The organism is Stutzerimonas stutzeri, assembly GCF_038561965.1.
GTDB classification, from domain to species: domain Bacteria; phylum Pseudomonadota; class Gammaproteobacteria; order Pseudomonadales; family Pseudomonadaceae; genus Stutzerimonas; species Stutzerimonas stutzeri_AA.
Genome location: NZ_CP139348.1, coordinates 3080037 through 3097485, shown reverse-complemented (window position 1 = coordinate 3097485; position 17449 = coordinate 3080037). Strand labels below are relative to the sequence as shown.

The following is a 17449-nucleotide window of genomic DNA, read 5'->3' as shown; positions in this document are numbered from 1 at the left end:
CGGCGTATCAGGAGCGGGTCAAGCGGCTCTGAATTCGAGCCGCTTGCTCAGCGGTTTCCATTCAATTCGGCCGCCCAGGCCTCCAGGGGCAGCGCCGGCTCCTGCTGCCAGATGCGATGCCATAGGCTCGTCAGACGGCTCATGTCACCGCGGTTGGCCGGCAGTCGCTCGGGCTGCGCAACCAGCTGCCATTCTCCCGCCGAGCGCTCGGCCAAGGGGAAGCGAAATGGGTGAAAGCCGGTCATCCCCAACCGCAGGTCCGTCACCAGCAGCTGGTCACCATCGTCGTCATAGCGCAGCACGTTTCCGGTGAACCACTGCAATCGCTCATGCTGCGGCGAATCCCTCAGATCTTCGGCCAGATGGGCGTTGCGCGGCAGTCGCACCAGGGTCGGTGGTGCGTCATCCCACCAGCTGACCAGGGTCTCGTAGTAGTACTCGCCATCCACCAGAATCACCCGCCACAAAAGGCTGTTGAAAGGTGTCGGTGTGCTGAACATCTGCTCCGCCTGAACGCCTTGGTTGGCCATGGTCGCCTGCACGCGGTGCTCGGCCATCTGCTTGCCGGCCAGGGTGAATCCCAGATAACCGGTCGAGAGGATCAGCGCGTAGGCGGGCCATCTGGCCGTTCGCCCGCGCAGCCCGAACAGCGCGCCAGCCAGCACTGCGATTAGTAGCGGAACGCTGTAAAGCGGGTCGATAATGAACACGCTGGACCAGGCTATCGGCGGGGTCGTCAGCGGCCAGAACAACTGCGTGCCGTAGCTGGTGAAGGCATCCAGCAGCACGTGCGTGGTCAGCACCAGCCAGATGGTGAGCAACAGCCGCGCTCCGGAATAGCCACTGTGTGGGTGCCATCGCCTGGCTAGCCAGGTCAGCAGCAGCGCGAGCAGGCTCAGAACGAACAGCGAATGGCTGAAGCCACGGTGATAGGTCATGTTCGCCACCGCATCGCCGTAGTCGATGACCACATCGAGGTCCGGCAGTGTGCCGAGCACAGCGCCATAAGCGAGGGCTTTGCGACCCTGCCAGCGGCCGAGCAGCGCACCCTGCACACTGGCGCCCAGAAGGGCCTGAGTGATCGAGTCCATGTGTAGATCCGTTGAGGCGGGGGTTTACCTTAGCCGAACGGCTGAAGGCATCAGGCGTGCAAATATCTAAAAAGTGTGTCGGCAGCGCGCGGTGCATAGGACAATCGCGGGCGTCCATCGTCCGCTGCGAGCTTTCATGCTGGAAATTTCCAATACCGTGCAGTTGCCCGATGCCGAGATCGAGCTGACAGCCATACGCGCCCAGGGTGCCGGCGGCCAGAACGTCAACAAGGTGTCCAGTGCCTTGCACCTGCGCTTCGACATTCAAGCGTCTTCGTTACCGGTGTTCTACAAGGAGCGGCTGCTGGCGTTACGTGACAGTCGGATCACCAGCGAGGGGGTGGTTGTCATCAAGGCGCAGCGTTATCGAACCCAGGAGCAGAATCGTCTCGATGCACTGGAGCGGCTGGCGGAGTTGATTCGCAGCGTCGCGAAGGTGGAGAAGGCGCGCCGTCCGACCAAGCCGACGCTGGGCTCGAAGAAGCGCAGGCTGGAGGGCAAGAGCAAGCGCGGCGCGATCAAGGCGGGCCGCGGCAAGATCGACTTCTAACTCAGCGTCGATTGCCGGTGCGCCTGCCCTGCGGATGCCTAAAGGGTTCCGGTTCGTGGAGGCACCGGTTCATCCTGCGCTACTGGATGCTCGTCGACCATTTCTGCTTCGTGGGCCGGCGCCGGGGCGGGCTCGACCTCGGGGGTGTCGGGCATCAGCTCCAGGACGGTGTGGCTGGTGCGCAGCATCGGGGTGAAATGGCCGTGCGGCTCGGTGACCAGATCCACCACCCGGCGCGGCCGCCAGAACGAGTAGATCGCAAGAATGCCCAATGTCACGGCGAAGAACAGTGGCAGCGCTATAGCGCCGAACAGGTGCATCAGCCCACCGGCGACCACCGGCCCGAATGCTGCGCCGAAACCGTTGGCCAGCAACAGGCCGCTTGAGCCGGACAGAATCTCGTCCGGATTCAGCTGATCGACCATTTGCGCCACTGCGATGGAATAGATGGAAAACGCCAGGCCGCCCCAGAGGAACATCAAGCCCAGGAGCAGCGAGCCAGCAAGGATCGGCGTGATGACCAGCGCCAGTACCGCCGCGATCGCCGCCACCCAGAGCAGCACCACGCGCCGATCATGCTTGTCGGAAAACAGCCCGATCGGCCATTGCAGCACTGCACCGCCGAGAATCGTGATGCTCATCAGCAGGCCGACACCGGCCGCATCGAAACCGACCTGGCTCGCATACACCGGCGCGAGGCCCCAGAAGCCGCCAAGGGTCAATCCGGAAATGCCCGCTGCCATCAGCGGCAGTGGGGCGATGCGGGCCAGTTGCAGCAGGTCGGTCGCAGGCATGTCCGGCAGGGCAGGCTGCGCCTGGCGGGTCAGGGTGATCGGCATCAGCGCGCTGCTGATGAGAATGGCCGCCAACGCGAACAGGGTGAAGTTCATCGGCGTGTCCAGGCTCAGCAACTGCTGAGCGGCGGCCAAGGCGCCGAGGTTCACGGCCATGTACAGGGCAAATACCTGGCCGCGCTTCTCACCGCTGACCTGAGCGTTGAGCCAGCTTTCGATGACCATATACAAGGTGACCAGTGACACGCCGTAAAGCACGCGCAGCACCAGCCACACCCACGGATTGACGATCAGTACGTGCAATAGCACGGCAACCGCCGCCAGCGCGGCGTAGAAGGCGAAGGTACGGATATGGCCGATACGCCTGATCAGCGAAGGTGCGAGCCAGGTGCCGATCAGAAAGCCTGCGAAATAGCCGGACATCAACAGGCCGATCAGGCCGGTCGAGTAGCCTTCGGCGACGCCACGCAGCGTGAGCAGGGTATTGAGCAGGCCGTGCCCGAGCAGTAGTAATGCAACTCCGCCCAGCAGCGAGCTGATGGGGGCTATTAAGGACTTCATGACAAACAACCCTAGGCAAATCGGACGATGTTGGCAACCCGCGAGCGGTTCGTAAGGTTACCGGTTAAGTAATTAACTGATTGATATTTAATGGCTTTATGAGAGAAAAACAGCGCTGGGCTTCGCTCGTTACAGCTTGGGCAGTAGTTCCGTCTCAGGATTCCACGCTCTCGGGCATTTCCAGCACAGCGTGATGGCGAATCACCTTGTTCAGACGCTGCACGGCTTGCGCAATGGCCTCCCTGTCTGGAGCCTGACGGATATTCTCCGCGCTCTGCTCGATTACCGCACGGGCATGGCTGAGCAAGACAGCTTCCGTGTCGGCTTCAGGCTTGCAATACAGCAGATTCTTGTAGCACTGCAGCAAGCTGAGCACGACCTGCGTATCGTCCTGCCCGTAATGCCGCAGCGGCCCGAGCACGGCGAGCAGCATCTGTTGCAGCTCCAGCTCGATGAAGAATAGACGAGGCGGCTGGTCCGGCTCGGACGCGATGTCGAAGCCCGGCAGCTTCAACCGTTCAGCGAACAGCACGCTGAGCATGTCGATGGCCTTGATGGCAGTGCCCGGATCGTTGATCCCCGGGCTGAGCGCTTTGCTGCCGATCTCGGTGATCTGCTTGAATCCGAAGAAATAATGTTGATTGGCGTACTCCTCGACATAGAAGTCGAAGGCATCAAGCAGGGTCTCGATCACTTCGTCATCAGCGTCGTTACTTAGCCGGAACAGCGGGTGACCGGGCATCACGAAGAAGCCGTTGTGCACTTGCACGGTCATACGCAGATCATGCTTTTCCAGCAGTGTCTTTGCGGCTTCGCTGTTGAATGCCTTGAAGTAGCCAGCTCGACTCGAGCACACCACCTTCCAATTCTGGTCGTCCGGCCAGCTTGGGCGTTTATCCAGGCTGCCGAACTTTTTCTCCTGGACCTTCAGTTCGCACAGGGTTTTTTTGAAAAGGTTGTTGAGGATGTAGTCGACCTGAATCGACTGGGATATTTCCCGGATGAATGTGATGAACAGGCAAAGGCTGACAATACCCAGGCCCAGCGCGACGAATATGCCCAGACTGGGCACGTTTATATCGTCACCCTCCTGAATCGTCAGGATAAGCAACAGAGAGTCAATGATGGTGCCCAGGTAGATACCGAGGATGATCTGATGGTTGCGGCTGCTGATCAGGCTCGGGATAACCCGTGGCGAAAGTGTGGAGGATGCCGAGTTGAGCACCACCATCACCATGCTGAAACTGAAGACCATCAGCGAGACGATGCTTCCCACCAGGGTGCCCAGGATCAGCCGGGCATTCTCGGCGTTGTTTACCAGGCCGAGCTTGAGATCTTCCTTGTAAACCTGAAGCCAGGTCATCTCCAGCCAGATGCTCACCACGCAGAGCAACACCAGCCCAAGCGTGATCAGAGCAGGGTAGAAGGCGATGCTGCTGATGATGCGTTGGTAGAAGCGAAACAGTCGATTGCTAGCCGTAGCCATTGAGATTCCATTCGGGCTGGATGAGGTGCGTATCGGTTTCGGCAGTAGCAAGGCGCAAATGTTCGCAGCGGTCGCGATATCTGGATCACGCCGTTTCTGGAGCGAGCACTGCAATCAGGGCGCGAACGCTACCGGGCAGGGCGTCCAGTTCGCGGACCAGGATGCTGCGTTCGCGTATGGCCCAGGGCTCGTCGAGCTCGACCAGCGCGAGCTGCATGGTGCGGCTGTGCCGGCGCGCCGCGGACTCGGGGATGATGCCGATGCCGACACCCGCCTCGATCATTCGGCATACCGCCTCGAAGCTGGACATCTGGATGCGCAGCGACAGCTGACTGCCGAGCGTTTCCACCTGATCGCGCAGGAAGGTCAGCAGTGTGCTGCCTTCGTGCAGACCGATGTGTTGGTAGGACAAGGTCTGACGCAACGTGATTTTCTGCTCGCCCGCCAATGGATGGTCGACCGGCACGGCGAGCAACAGACGATCAGTGCTGAAGTGCAACACCTGCAAGCCCTCGGCCTGTACTGGGCCGGCAATGATCCCCATGTCAGTGCTGCCGTCGAGCACGCCACGCACGATGTCGCGGCTAAGCCGTTCCTGCAGATCCACGGTCACGCCAGGGCGCTGGGCGAGAAAGCCCGCCAGCACTTCCGGCAGGAACTCGGTCACTGCCGTGGTGTTGGCGAAGATGCGGATATGGCCAGCTGAGTCGGTGCCGTACTCGGTGAACTCGCTTTTCAGGTAATCCACCTGACGCATGATCAGCCTTGCGTGCTGCAGCAGCTTGCGTCCGGCCGGCGTCAGCTCCACGCCGCGGCTGTCACGGTAGAGCAGCCTGCTGTCGAGCTGACTTTCCAACGCCTTTATACGGGCGCTGGCCGCCGCTGGCGACAGGTGAGCGCGGCGCGCGCCTTGGGTCAGGCTGGGGGATTCGGCGATGTGAATGAACAGGCGCAGGTCGGCCAGATCGAAATGCATAAATGAAGCCCGTGCGAAGTGCTGGCGTTCAGCTTAGCCGAACGCTGGTGTCGGTAAATACAAATTCACGGAACGCTGGATACGCTGCATTCTCCAGCCAAACAAAGACAACAGCCGGAAGCCGCAATGACCGATATCTCTGCCTGGATTGGCCGCAGCGAAGAAGTGCACGACCAGCTCAGCCGTAATCTCCTGATGCGCATCGCCGCCACCTTTGGTGAAACCACTCCTGCCCATGGCGAAGCACTACCGCCGCTTTGGCAATGGTGCTTCTTTCAGGAGCCGATCGCGGAAAACGGTCTGGGCGAAGACGGCCACCCGGCGCGTGGCGGTTTCCTGCCTCCGGCCGACAACCGCAACCGCATGTGGGCCGGTGGCCGGGTGGAGTTCATCCGCCCTCTCGAGGCGGGCGGCGAGGCGCGCAGGGTGTCTACCATCAAGCACATCGAGGAAAAGCACGGCCGCACCGGCGCGTTGCTCTTCGTCACCGTGCAGCACGACTATCTCCAAGATGGCCGCCTGGCCATTCGCGAGGAGCAGGACATCGTCTACCGCGAGCCCAGCCCGCCGAAGACCAGCAGCGGTGAGCCGATGGTCGCCGGAGGCTGGCGTGAGGCGGTAACGCCAACGCCGACACTGCTGTTTCGCTATTCCGCCGTCACCTTCAATGGCCACCGCATTCACTACGACTGGCCCTACGTCACCGAGGCCGAAGGTTACTCCGGCCTAGTGGTGCATGGACCGCTGATCGCCACCTTCAACCTGCGTGCTTTCTGCCGCGCCAACCCTGATATGCGTGTGCGTCGCTTTGCCTACCGCGGCCTGCGTCCGCTGGTGGTGCCGCAGCCGTTCGAGGTCGGCGGCCGCATCGTCGCGCCGGGCAGGGCCGAACTCTGGGCGGGTGATCACAACGGCCTGGCGCAGAAAGCTGAAGTGGAATTCGACTGAGCGCCGGATTGCCGGAGCACCGGACCGCCGAAATCGTAGGGTGGGTCGGTAAAGCGTGACCCTGCGTCTGCCGCGACAACGAGAAGTGTTGAGGAAGCGAGATGAATCCGAACAAGAACGAAGAACTCAATGCCATCCGCGAAGGTGTGCGTGCACTCTGCGCCGAGTTTCCGGCCGAATACTGGCGCAAGGTCGATGAAGAGAAGGGGTTCCCGGTCGCCTTCGTCCAGGCGCTGACCGAAGCCGGCTGGCTGTCGGCGATGATTCCAGAAGAATACGGCGGCTCCGGCCTGGGCCTTGCCGAAGCCTCGGTGATTCTCGAGGAAGTGAACCATTGCGGCGGCAACTCCGGCACCGTGCACGGGCAGATGTACAACATGTTCACGTTGCTCAGGCACGGCAGTGAGGAACAGAAGCGCTACTACCTGCCCAAGCTGGCTAGTGGCGAGCTGCGCCTGCAGTCGATGGGCGTCACCGAGCCCACCACCGGCACCGACACCACCAAGATCAAGACCACCGCGGTGCGGCAGGACGACAAATACGTGATCAACGGGCAAAAGGTGTGGATCTCGCGCATCCAGCATTCCGACCTGATGATCCTGCTGGCGCGCACCACGCCGCTGGCCGAGGTGAAGAAGAAGTCCGAAGGCATGTCGATCTTCCTCGTCGATCTGCGTGAGGCCATCGGCAACGGCCTGACCGTTCAGCCGATTGCCAACATGGTCAATCACGAGACCAACGAGCTGTTCTTCGACAACCTGGAGATTCCCGCCAGCAGCCTGATCGGCGAGGAGGGCAAGGGCTTCCGCTACATCCTCGACGGCTTGAATGCCGAACGCACCCTGATCGCCGCCGAGTGCATCGGCGATGGTCGCTGGTTCGTCGAGAAGTCCGCGCAGTACGCCCGCGACCGCGTGGTGTTCGGGCGGCCGATCGGGCAGAACCAGGGCGTGCAGTTTCCGATTGCAGAGGCCCACATCGAGATCGAAGCCGCCGACCTAATGCGCTGGCGTGCCTGCGAGGAATACGACAGCGGCCGCAACGCCGGAGCGGCGGCCAACATGGCCAAGTACCTGGCGGCCAAGGCCAGCTGGGAGGCCGCCAACGCCTGCCTGCAAACCCACGGTGGCTTCGGCTTCGCTAACGAATACGACGTCGAGCGCAAGTTTCGCGAGACGCGGCTTTACCAGGTCGCGCCGATCTCAACCAACCTGATCCTGTCGTACGTAGCCGAGCACTTGCTGGAGCTGCCGCGCTCGTTCTAACGGCGCCAAACGTAGCGTGGAAAACGGCGAAGCCTTTTCCACGCGTATCGAACAGGCGACACAGGTGGTGGAAATGCTTCGCGATTTCCACCCTACGAAAGAGGGAAGTGCGTCATGAATATCAGCCATCTCGACCACCTGGTGCTAACCGTCGCCGACCTTGATGTCACGGTCGATTTCTACACCCGCGTGCTCGGCATGCAGGCGGTGACCTTTGGCGAAGGCCGCAAAGCGCTCACCTTCGGTAACCAGAAGATCAACCTGCATCAGGCCGGGCGCGAGTTCGAGCCCAAGGCCGAGCGGCCGACGCCGGGCTCGGAGGACCTCTGCTTTATCGTCGCGACGCCCTTGCATGACGTTATCGCGCATCTGAGCGAGCAGGGCGTCACCATCATAGAAGGCCCGGTACAGCGCACCGGGGCGGCCGGCCCGATCCACTCGGTGTATGTGCGTGACCCTGACCAGAACCTTATCGAGCTGTCCAATCCGTTAGAGAATTCGCTGGAGCCCAACGCATGAGCCAGCACACCCGTGCCTTGACCGAATTCCTAGCAGGGCTTGCCTACGAGCAGATCCCCGACGCGGTGTTTGCGCGTACCGAAGATCTCTTTCTGGATTGGCTTGGCTCCGCGTTGGCCAGCGCTGGATCGCATCCTATTCCGCTGTTCGAGCGCTACGCCGAGAAGATGGGCCCGGCTGACGGCCCGGCGCGCATCCTCGTCAACGGCAAGAGCAGCTCGGCCTACTTCGCTGCGCTGGTCAACGCCGCCAGCTCTCATCTGGTCGAGCAAGATGATTTGCACAACAGCTCCGTGCTGCACCCGGCCACGGTGGTGTTTCCGGCGGCGCTGGCGGCCGCACAGGATCTCGGTAAATCCGGGCGAGAGCTGCTGGTGGCCTCGGTAGCCGGCTACGAGGCGGGTATCCGCATCGGCGAATTCCTCGGCCGCTCGCATTACCGCATCTTCCACACCACCGCGACCGTCGGCACGCTGGCTGCGGCGGTGGCCGTCGGCAAGCTGATGGATTTCGACCAGCAGCAGTTCACTCATCTGCTCGGCAGCGCCGGCACGCAAGCGGCGGGGCTGTGGGAATTTCTTCGTGACGCGGCCGACTCCAAGCAGTTGCACACGGCCAAGGCCGCCGCCGATGGCCTGCTCGCCGCATACCTGACCGCCGATGGCCTGACTGGCGCGCAGAACATCCTCGAAGGCGAGCAGGGCATGGCTGCCGGTATGTCCAGCGATGCCGATCCGAGCAAGCTGTCCGACCGCCTCGGCACCCGCTGGGCGCTGGCGGAAACCTCGTTCAAGTTCCACGCCTCCTGCCGGCATACCCACCCGGCCGCCGATGCGCTGCTGGCGCTGATGCAGCGCGAGGGGCTCGGAGCCGAAGACATCGCGTCGGTCACCACCCGTGTGCATCAGGGCGCCATCGATGTACTCGGCCGCGTGACCGTGCCGCAATCGGTGCATCAAGCGAAGTTTTCCATGGGCACTGTGCTGGGCCTGATCGTCCTGTACGGCAAGGCAGGGCTGACCGAATTCCACAGCCATGCGCTCGGCGACCCGCGTGTCGGCGAGTTCCGCGAGAAAGTCTCGATGGCCCTCGATCCCGAGGTGGACGGCGCCTACCCGGCGCGCTGGCTCGGTCGCGTCGACGTGACCACCACCGACGGCCGCACGCTGAACGGCGCCATCGACGAGCCGAAGGGCGACCCGGGCAACACGCTGAGCCGCGCCGAGCTGGAGGACAAGTTCCGCCGCTTGGTGCAGTTCTCCGCGGCGCGCAGCGATGACGAGGCGGGCGTGCTGATTGACCAGGTCTGGCGTCTGCGCGAGATCGGTGATCTGGGCGTTTTCACATGATCGGACTTGCCCCTCCGTCGGACAAATTGGTGGGCTGAAGCCCACCCTACAAAGCGTGTCATGCGCATTTGCAAGCGCTTGGCATGAACCGAGATTGCAGGAAGAAGATATGACCGACAGCCAAGCCAAACCCCGCCCGCTCGACGGCATCACCGTGGTCAGCCTTGAGCATGCCATCGCTGCGCCGTTCTGCACGCGCCAGCTGGCCGATCTCGGCGCGCGGGTGATCAAGATCGAACGGCCCGGTGCCGGCGATTTCGCCCGCGGCTACGACGAGCGGGTCGATGGCCTGGCCTCGCATTTTGTCTGGACCAACCGTTCCAAGGAGAGCCTGACCCTCGACGTGAAGCAGGACGACGCTGCTCAGGTGCTCGACCAGCTGCTGGCGGGTGCCGACGTGCTAGTGCAGAACCTGGCACCCGGCGCCGCGGCGCGCATGGGGTTGTCGTTCGAGGCGCTGCATGAGCGCTTCCCGCGGCTGATTGTCTGCGACATCTCCGGCTACGGCGAAGGCGGACCCTACGAGCAGAAGAAGGCCTATGACCTGCTGATCCAAAGCGAAGGCGGCTTTCTTTCCGTCACTGGCGGGCCGGGTGAAACCGAGATGGCCAAGGCCGGCTGTTCGATCGCCGATATCGCCGCGGGCATGTACGCCTACACCGGTGTGCTCTCGGCGCTGATGCTGCGCGACAAGACGGGCGAGGGCAGCCGCGTCGACGTTTCCATGCTCGAAAGCCTGGTGGAGTGGATGGGCTACCCGCTGTACTACGCCTACAAGGGCGCAACGCCGCCACCCCGTGCCGGCGCCGCGCACGCCACCATCTACCCCTACGGCCCATTCCCCACCGGCGACGGCGGCACGGTGATGCTCGGGCTGCAGAACGAGCGCGAGTGGCTGCTGTTCTGCGAAAAGGTTCTGCTGCAACCCGCGCTTGCCAGCGATGAGCGCTTCTCCAGCAACTCGCAGCGCTCGGACAATCGCGAGGCGTTGCGCGCGATCATTGTCGAAACCTTCGCCGGACTCAGCGCCGAAGAGGTGATCGCCCGGCTGGATGCCGCACCCATCGCCAATGCCCACGTCAACGACATGGCCGGTGTTTGGGCGCATCCGCAGCTCAAGGCGCGGCAGCGCTGGAGTGAAGTGGACAGTCCGAGCGGTCGCTTGCCGGCGCTGTTGCCGCCAGGGCGCAACAGTGCGTTCGCGCCGCGCATGGACCCGATCCCCGCGCTGGGTCAGCACACCGATAGCCTGCTAACCGAACTGGGCTACGCCCCTGTAGATATCCAGCGCCTGCACGAGCAGGGCGCGGTATGAGCGTGCCCAGGAGCCAGCCTATGAACTCACCGATCATCCGAAGCGCGCTGTTCGTCCCGGCGACCCGCCCGGAACGCATTCCCAAGGCGCTGGCGAGCGGCGCCGACGCGGTCATCGTCGACCTCGAGGATGCGGTCGCGGAGAACCTGAAGGCAGAGGCGCGGGGCAACCTCGACGCGTTTCTTACGGCCAATCCGGACGCTCGCGTGCTGGTGCGTATCAATGCACCGACCCACGCCGAGCAGGCCGAGGATCTGCTGATGTGTGCACGTCACGCCGGCGTCACCGGCGTACTGCTGCCAAAGGTGGAAAGCGCGGTGCAGGTGGCCCTGGCGGCCAGCTGCGGCAAGCCGGTCTGGCCAATCGTCGAAAGTGCCCGCGGGCTGGCCAATCTGGCGGAAATTGCCCACGCCCAGGGTGTCGAGCGGCTGTCATTCGGCGCGCTGGACCTGGGCCTCGATCTCGGTCTGGCCAATGGCACCGCCGGCGCCGAGCGCATGCTCGACCAGGCGCGCTATGCGCTGCTGTTGCAGTCGCGATTGGCCGGGCTGGCAGCACCGCTGGACAGCGTCTTTCCCGACATCAAGAACCTCGAAGGCCTCGCCCGTGCCTCTGCCGACGCGCGTGACATGGGCTTTGGCGGCCTGCTGTGCATCCACCCGAGCCAGGTGGCCGTGGTGCACGAAATCCTGATGCCCAGTGCCGCGGAACTGGACTGGGCGCAACGCATCCTCGCCGCCGGCGCGTCCGGCGATGGGGTATTTGTGGTGGACGGACAGATGGTCGACGCCCCCGTCATCGGCCGTGCCCGTCGCCTGCTGCAACGTGCCGGGCAAGCGGTGCCCTGACCGCAACGCTTGCCTGCGAAACGTACCAACCGACAAAAACAAGAGGGTACTTCCATGCTGAGTAACAAGCTCAAGGCACTCGCCTGCGCGCTTTCTTTCACCGTCGCCGGGTTGGTGCATGCCGCCGACCCCGTGACCATAAAGTTCGCCCACGTAGTGGCGGACAACACACCGAAGGGGCAGGGCGCCCTGCTGTTCAAGAAACTCGCCGAGGAACGCCTGCCGGGCAAGGTGAAGGTCGAGGTCTACCCCAACTCCTCGCTGTTCGGCGACGGCAAGGAGATGGAGGCCCTGCTGCTCGGTGATGTGCATATGCTGGCGCCGTCGCTGGCGAAGTTCGAGCATTACGCCAAGGCCATCCAGATCTTCGATCTGCCGTTCCTGTTCGATGACCTGGCCGCTGCCGACCGCTTCCAGAGCAGCCCGCAGGGCCGGGCGCTGCTGACCGCGATGGAGGACAAGAACATCACCGGCCTAGCCTATTGGCACAACGGCACCAAGCAGCTATCGGCCAACAAGCCGCTGCGCGAACCCAAGGATGCGCGCGGTTTGAAATTCCGCGTACAGGCATCCGCAGTGCTTGACGAGCAGTTCAAGGCCGTGCGTGCCAACCCGCGCAAGATGAGCTTCGCCGAGGTCTATCAGGGGCTGCAAACCGGCGTGGTCAATGGCACCGAGAACACCTGGTCGAACTACGAAAGCCAGAAGGTGCATGAGGTGCAGCCCTACATGACCGCGTCCGATCACGGCCTGATCGACTACATGGTGATTACCAACACCAAGTTCTGGAAAGGCCTGCCGGATGACGTGCGCAGCGAGCTGGAAGCGATCATGGCCGAGGTCACCGTAGAGGTTAACCGCCAGGCGGACGAACTCAATCAGAAGGCGCGCCAGACCATCGCCGCGTCCGGCAAGACCGAAATCATCGAGCTGACCCCCGAGCAACGCGCGATGTGGCGCGAGGCGATGAAACCGGTGTGGAAGAAGTTCGAGAACGAGATCGGCGTCGAGCTGATCGAAGCGGCACAGGCAGCCAATCGCTCCTGAGCCTCCAGAGGCACCAAGCGGCGGAGAACGAACGGGCCTGTCCGATGTGACCGGCCCGTATTTTTATGCCTGAAACCAGGCTTATGCTGACCGACCAAAGCGCGCAAGGAGACGCCGGCATGAGTCGTTACGCCACGGTCAGCACACCCGTGCTGGATATCGCTTATCTCGAATGGAACCCCCGCGGCCAGCAGGTGGCCGTGCTCGTGCACGGCTGGCCGGATTGCCCCGAAGGCTGGGAGCCCGTGGCCGAACGCCTGGCCGCAGCTGGCTACCGGGTGCTCTGCCCGACGCTGCGCGGCTTCGGCCAGACACGCTTTCGCGATGCGCTGACCCCACGCAGCGGTCAGCTCGCCGCGCTGGGGCGCGACCTGCTGGATTTCATCGACGCATTGCGCCTCGACCAGCCGGTGCTGGTCGGCCACGACTGGGGCGCGCGCGCCGTGGCCAATGCCTGCGGGCTACGCCATCACGCGGCGGCACGGCTGGTAATGCTGGCGGTGGGCTACGGCACCAATGACCCGAACCAGCAAATCTCGCTCAGCCAGGCGCGCAACTACTGGTACCACTGGTACATGGCCACCCCGCGCGGTCAGCAGACGGTAGTCGAGGATCGCGCGGCCTTTACGCGGCTGCTGTGGGATACCTGGTCACCGGCCGGCTGGTACGCCGAGGCGGATTTCATCCAGGCGCTGGAGGCTTTCGACAACCCGGACTGGGCGGCGGTGGTACTGCACTCCTATCGCCACCGCTGGGGCTTCGTCGAAGGCGATCCTGCATATGCATCGGACGAGGCGCTGCTGCAACCGGCCCCGGTGCTAGCCGTGCCGACGCTGGTGCTGCACGGCGAGGCCGATACCTGCAACGCACCGGAAACCTCGGCCGGGCGTGAGGCCTTGTTCAGCGGCCCTTACCACCGACAGCTGTTGCCCGGCGTCGGCCACTTCCCCCAGCGCGAAGCGCCGCAAGCGGTGGCCGAGGCGATTCTGCAGTTCTGTCAGTGGGATTGAGCCCGTTGCTACATGCTGCGGGCGGCGAGAGCTAACTGTTTTCAGGCCTACAGTGGTTGGTTTTTCTAGGGCTCTGCTAGGCCCGCCGCTTGTGCTTGCCAGTTTCTTTTGCGGCTCTACACGGCATGGAATCTCGAAGCCTTATCGACACGGCAATGGAGGAGCGTTTGCGGAAGGTCGCAGGCGAGGCAAGGTTTGATGACATCAATTTCATGCTTCCCGGAGCTGGTGTATAAACAGCCGGCGTCCCTGAGAGGCCCGAGCTAGAGGCTCGGAGAGAAAGGCGAACGGAATGTTATACACCAAGCCCGTTCGGCGTCTTATACACCACTTGGTGTCTAATTATAGTTAGGCTAGAAAATGAGTCTCGACATTCACCTTGAAGCCGATGAGCGCCTTCCAATAGCCGCTATCTCTACGACCTTGAGCGAACTCGGAGCACTGGATACAAATAGCGATCCAAAAGCAGCGCAAGGATTTTTCGATTCAGGCTTATCAGTAAGCGCCACATGCGAATTAGATGACCACACGTTATATGCAGAAGATGCTAAAGGCATGAATTTCCCTGTAGCTATTCGCTGTTACATACGGATAAAAGGGCCAGAGCCAGAAGGCTTCTCTGCACTTGGCGATCTAGAGCGTTTTGTAAAGCTCATTGCAACCAAAACTGATGCGCACTTTGTAATTTCATTCCAGTACGAATCTGCGTTGTATTGGAAAAACAACGATGGTCTGCACGCCGCCTAACCAGTGGTTCAAACAGTTCGTTTCGCTCATTGGGACGGGCTAAAGTCCGCCCCTTAACCAAACGTTAGGCTCTGTATGGAAACTTTGAGTATCGCTCTGTCATTATGGAAGCTTGGGCTTGTAAGCTCAGAAGAGCTAATCGCCTGGGTTGATGCTCACATTGGAGCATCCAACAATCCCGACGAGGCTCTAGTCCAGCTATCACTCGACGGCCCCGATGCTTGTCTTAAACGCCCAAGTTATGAATTCCCTTATAGACCAATAGAGCTTACGTTTACCGAAGAATTTGGCTTGCGAGTATCAGCGCTAAATATCCAATCTGAGTTTGAGGTTAATAATTTTATTAAGTGGGCGACTGTTAAATGTATGGGCGAAAACCTTGACGACCCAATAGTCATATTTTGCTACCAGCTTGAGGATTGCTGCACTCTCGAAGCACAAGTAGCCTTTCTCCACAATGAGCTTCCTTCGTTAAAATCCAAAAGTATGTCTATTGCCCACTCTTTCTATGCAAGCGTACCTAGCCTGAAGCCTCAGAACGAGTACACGACATGAACTGCCTAACAACTGGTTCAAATCGTTCGCTTCGCTCACTGGGACGGGCTAAAGCCCGCCCCTTAACCAAACGTTAGGTAACACATGAGTAATCTGCAGGAATTAATCTTGGAGGCGAGGAATGGGCTATCGATCCAAGAACGAATCCCAGATCAAAAGTGGCGAGAAATTGCTACGTTCTGCGGGTCTGCCGAAATAGCTGAAATAGAACTTCGCATTCAAGATCTACGAGCAGAGCTAGAGTCTGTCGAAGAATGGGATGGTGACACGCAGGACGATATAAATTTGGCAATTTATAAATTCAAGCTGCTCCTTGAGGCAGCAAAAGCCCATCGGGCAGAGTCACCTAACTAGTGGTATATGGACTCTCCCCACAAGCAGTGAGGAATAGCTTTTTTCGATCCTGTCGTCAGCGCGGTTGCATTCGTATATCCGGCCTGTACTGGGCACTGCCCTGGCCATCCTGTAGTTCGCGCAGCGGGGGCCAAGCGTTCAAGCGATCGCGAAGATCATGATTGTTATCGGCCTTGTTCCGCTGCAGGACTCGCCTGTTCCGACAGTCTCGCTCCTCACCACAACCACTAGAAACTCACCTCATTATTTACCCCGCCGTCAGGCGGGCTTTGTGCTGCGCCAGTTGCCGCTGAACCGTCGCTCGTGGCACCACACCGCCCAACAGATCCTCACCAGTTTGTTCGCCAGCGCCACGGCGGCCTTGTTGTGGCCGATGCGTTCGGCGGTTTGCAGCGCCCAACTTTGCAACTGGGTCAGCCGCTCCGGTGTTCGCGCCTTGCAGCGCTTGGCTGCCAGTAGCGCCGCCCTTGCGCCATGGACCAGCAAGGTGCGCACGTAGACGTTGCCCTTGCAGCTGATTCGCCCTAGGCGTCGCCGCTCACCACTGCTGTATTCGTTCGGTGTCATGCCCAGCCAGGCACTCAGGTGCCGGCCACTGGCGAAGCGCTCGGGCTTGCCGACTGCAGTTTTAAAGGCGCTTGCGGTCAGCAGGCCGATGCCACTGACTTCGTCGAGCTTGTGCACGATCTCATCGTCGGCATGCCAGCGCGCCAGTTGTTCTTCGCACTCGCGCATCGACTGTTCATAGAGGTTGATCTCGGCCAGTACCACTTGCAGCGCTCCACGCAGTGCACGCACTTCAGGCCGTTCGATCAGTTCGCACGCTTGGCGCAGAAAGGGCTTGATGCCGTTCGGCGCTTCAACCCCAGCCTCGCGCAGGATGCCGCGTAACAGGTTGATGCGTTGCACGCGAGACTTCTTCCAACCCTCGCGCAACTTATGCAGCTGCTGGACTTGCTGCTGTTGCACACTTTTGACCGGCACCGGGCGAATATCCTGGCAGCGTGCCGCTTCCAGAATGGCGTCGCAATCGTTGCGATCGGTCTTGTTGCGCCGCCGATACGGGCGCACATAACGAGGGTGCAAGAGCACGACGCGATGGCCTTTCTCCTGCATTAATCGCCCCCAATGGTGAGCGGTGCCACAGGCTTCCATCACCCACTCGACAGGCTCGACCTGCTCCTGTACATATCGCGCAAATGCCCCGGAATCGAGCCGCTTGCGTCGATCCACTCGGCCGATCTGAACACTTTCGGCAACCTGGTAAACGGACTTGGCCAAATCAACCGCTATGCGTTTCATCGCACCTCTCCCAGTGAACAGTCACCACGGTGTTATAGAAGAAACGTGGTGCAGGGAGAGTCCATTACAGCCTTCAAATCGCTCGCTCCGCTCGCTGGGACGGGCTAAAGCCCGCCCTTTAACCAAACGTTAGGCAACCCACAGATGATCTTCGGCAAAAAATCAGACTTCGCAATTGAGGCGATGATAGAGCCACATTTAGAACCGCCGTCTGAGCCATGGGGCAGGCTATGTATATGGGTCGCCGGAAACCAAATCGGTAATTACTCCGATCCGCACTGCGGTCTTTATAGCTGCTATGTTGGTTTAAGAGAAAAGTGCGATCTACTAGATAGTCTTTGGATAGACCTATTCCAGAGCTTACGCGACCAAGAAATCTGGAATTTCTTGGATGGTGCTCTTTATGGCTACCACGGGAATGTCGAGCTCGACGATGAAAGAACTCTGGAGCAGATGCGGAACGACTCAGAAGAGCTATCGCGGTTCGATTTCGTTACTCAGTGGGGGGAGATGTTTGACCGTGGTGGGAAGGCATTCATCCTGAGGCTTCCTAGCGGGGAATTAAAAATACTCAGTTATGACTACCAAAGCGATACCGTAAAGCCGCATATTTGCTCAGCAAAATCGTTTTGCCTAGCAGCCGAAGGGTTCACAAAATGGTATTCAAATCAGATTCGATTGCTAAACCCTAACTAGCGGTTCAAAACGTTCGCTCCGCTCACTGGGACGGGC

18 protein-coding genes are annotated in these 17449 nt (G+C 61.0%); 13 read left to right on the top strand and 5 right to left on the bottom strand.

Translation table 11 applies throughout. The features are described from left to right. Positions 1-47: 47 nt before the first annotated feature. Positions 48-1091 (bottom strand): metal-dependent hydrolase, encoded by a 1044-nt coding sequence (locus tag SM130_RS13995; RefSeq protein WP_102825444.1) that lies wholly within the window; start codon positions 1089-1091, stop codon positions 48-50. A 136-nt stretch (positions 1092-1227) separates the two neighbouring features. Between SM130_RS13995 and arfB the strand changes: the two genes are divergently transcribed. Beyond that, positions 1228-1641, top strand: a complete 414-nt coding sequence (gene arfB, locus SM130_RS13990) for an alternative ribosome rescue aminoacyl-tRNA hydrolase ArfB (RefSeq protein WP_102825445.1) — start codon at positions 1228-1230, stop codon at positions 1639-1641. A gap of 38 nt (positions 1642-1679) precedes the next feature. Here arfB and SM130_RS13985 read toward each other — a convergent pair whose 3' ends face one another. The 3 genes from SM130_RS13985 to SM130_RS13975 all read right to left on the bottom strand — a co-directional run bounded on the left by SM130_RS13985 (position 1680) and on the right by SM130_RS13975 (position 5458). Beyond that, positions 1680-2996: an MFS transporter gene (locus SM130_RS13985; protein ID WP_102825446.1), complete on the bottom strand. Its 1317-nt coding sequence runs from the start codon at positions 2994-2996 to the stop codon at positions 1680-1682. A 154-nt stretch (positions 2997-3150) separates the two neighbouring features. Further along, the gene (locus SM130_RS13980; RefSeq protein ID WP_102825447.1) at positions 3151-4482 is read right to left on the bottom strand and encodes a DUF2254 domain-containing protein; all 1332 of its coding nucleotides are present in this window, start codon (positions 4480-4482) and stop codon (positions 3151-3153) included. Positions 4483-4567: 85 nt separating this feature from the next. Continuing rightward, on the bottom strand, positions 4568-5458 hold the full coding sequence (locus SM130_RS13975) for a LysR substrate-binding domain-containing protein (RefSeq protein WP_102825448.1): 891 nt from the start codon (positions 5456-5458) through the stop codon (positions 4568-4570). Between the two features lie 126 nt (positions 5459-5584). Between SM130_RS13975 and SM130_RS13970 the strand changes: the two genes are divergently transcribed. From SM130_RS13970 to SM130_RS13920, 11 genes are all read left to right on the top strand, one after another. Next, positions 5585-6406 carry an FAS1-like dehydratase domain-containing protein gene (locus SM130_RS13970; protein WP_102825449.1) on the top strand — a complete coding sequence of 274 codons (822 nt, stop codon included), beginning with the start codon at positions 5585-5587 and terminating at the stop codon, positions 6404-6406. Between the two features lie 101 nt (positions 6407-6507). Next, positions 6508-7671: an acyl-CoA dehydrogenase family protein gene (locus SM130_RS13965; protein ID WP_102825450.1), complete on the top strand. Its 1164-nt coding sequence runs from the start codon at positions 6508-6510 to the stop codon at positions 7669-7671. Positions 7672-7785: 114 nt separating this feature from the next. Further along, positions 7786-8190, top strand: a complete 405-nt coding sequence (locus SM130_RS13960; RefSeq protein ID WP_102825451.1) for a VOC family protein — start codon at positions 7786-7788, stop codon at positions 8188-8190. Beyond that, complete coding sequence (locus SM130_RS13955) at positions 8187-9539, top strand: MmgE/PrpD family protein (RefSeq protein WP_102825452.1); 1353 nt, start codon at positions 8187-8189, stop codon at positions 9537-9539. Before SM130_RS13960 ends, SM130_RS13955 begins: the two co-directional genes overlap by 4 nt. 109 nt (positions 9540-9648) lie before the next feature. Next, positions 9649-10854: a CaiB/BaiF CoA transferase family protein gene (locus SM130_RS13950; protein WP_102825453.1), complete on the top strand. Its 1206-nt coding sequence runs from the start codon at positions 9649-9651 to the stop codon at positions 10852-10854. A 20-nt stretch (positions 10855-10874) separates the two neighbouring features. Then, positions 10875-11702, top strand: coding sequence for an HpcH/HpaI aldolase/citrate lyase family protein (locus tag SM130_RS13945; protein WP_102825454.1), 828 nt, complete (start codon positions 10875-10877; stop codon positions 11700-11702). Positions 11703-11756: 54 nt separating this feature from the next. Beyond that, positions 11757-12749, top strand: a complete 993-nt coding sequence (locus SM130_RS13940; protein WP_102825455.1) for a TRAP transporter substrate-binding protein — start codon at positions 11757-11759, stop codon at positions 12747-12749. A gap of 119 nt (positions 12750-12868) precedes the next feature. Continuing rightward, a complete protein-coding gene (locus SM130_RS13935; RefSeq protein ID WP_102825456.1) occupies positions 12869-13759 on the top strand; it encodes an alpha/beta fold hydrolase in 891 nt (296 codons plus the stop codon). A 360-nt stretch (positions 13760-14119) separates the two neighbouring features. Next, positions 14120-14506, top strand: coding sequence for a hypothetical protein (locus tag SM130_RS13930; RefSeq protein WP_146029744.1), 387 nt, complete (start codon positions 14120-14122; stop codon positions 14504-14506). Between the two features lie 75 nt (positions 14507-14581). Continuing rightward, complete coding sequence (locus tag SM130_RS13925) at positions 14582-15061, top strand: hypothetical protein (RefSeq protein ID WP_146029745.1); 480 nt, start codon at positions 14582-14584, stop codon at positions 15059-15061. Positions 15062-15145: 84 nt separating this feature from the next. Continuing rightward, complete coding sequence (locus SM130_RS13920) at positions 15146-15415, top strand: hypothetical protein (protein WP_102825457.1); 270 nt, start codon at positions 15146-15148, stop codon at positions 15413-15415. A 258-nt stretch (positions 15416-15673) separates the two neighbouring features. Here the strand turns inward: SM130_RS13920 and SM130_RS13915 are convergent, their stop codons facing one another. Continuing rightward, positions 15674-16717, bottom strand: a complete 1044-nt coding sequence (locus SM130_RS13915) for an IS110 family transposase (RefSeq protein ID WP_102825458.1) — start codon at positions 16715-16717, stop codon at positions 15674-15676. A gap of 144 nt (positions 16718-16861) precedes the next feature. Between SM130_RS13915 and SM130_RS13910 the strand changes: the two genes are divergently transcribed. Beyond that, a complete protein-coding gene (locus tag SM130_RS13910) occupies positions 16862-17413 on the top strand; it encodes a hypothetical protein (protein ID WP_102825459.1) in 552 nt (183 codons plus the stop codon). The last annotated feature ends 36 nt before the right edge of the window (positions 17414-17449 follow it).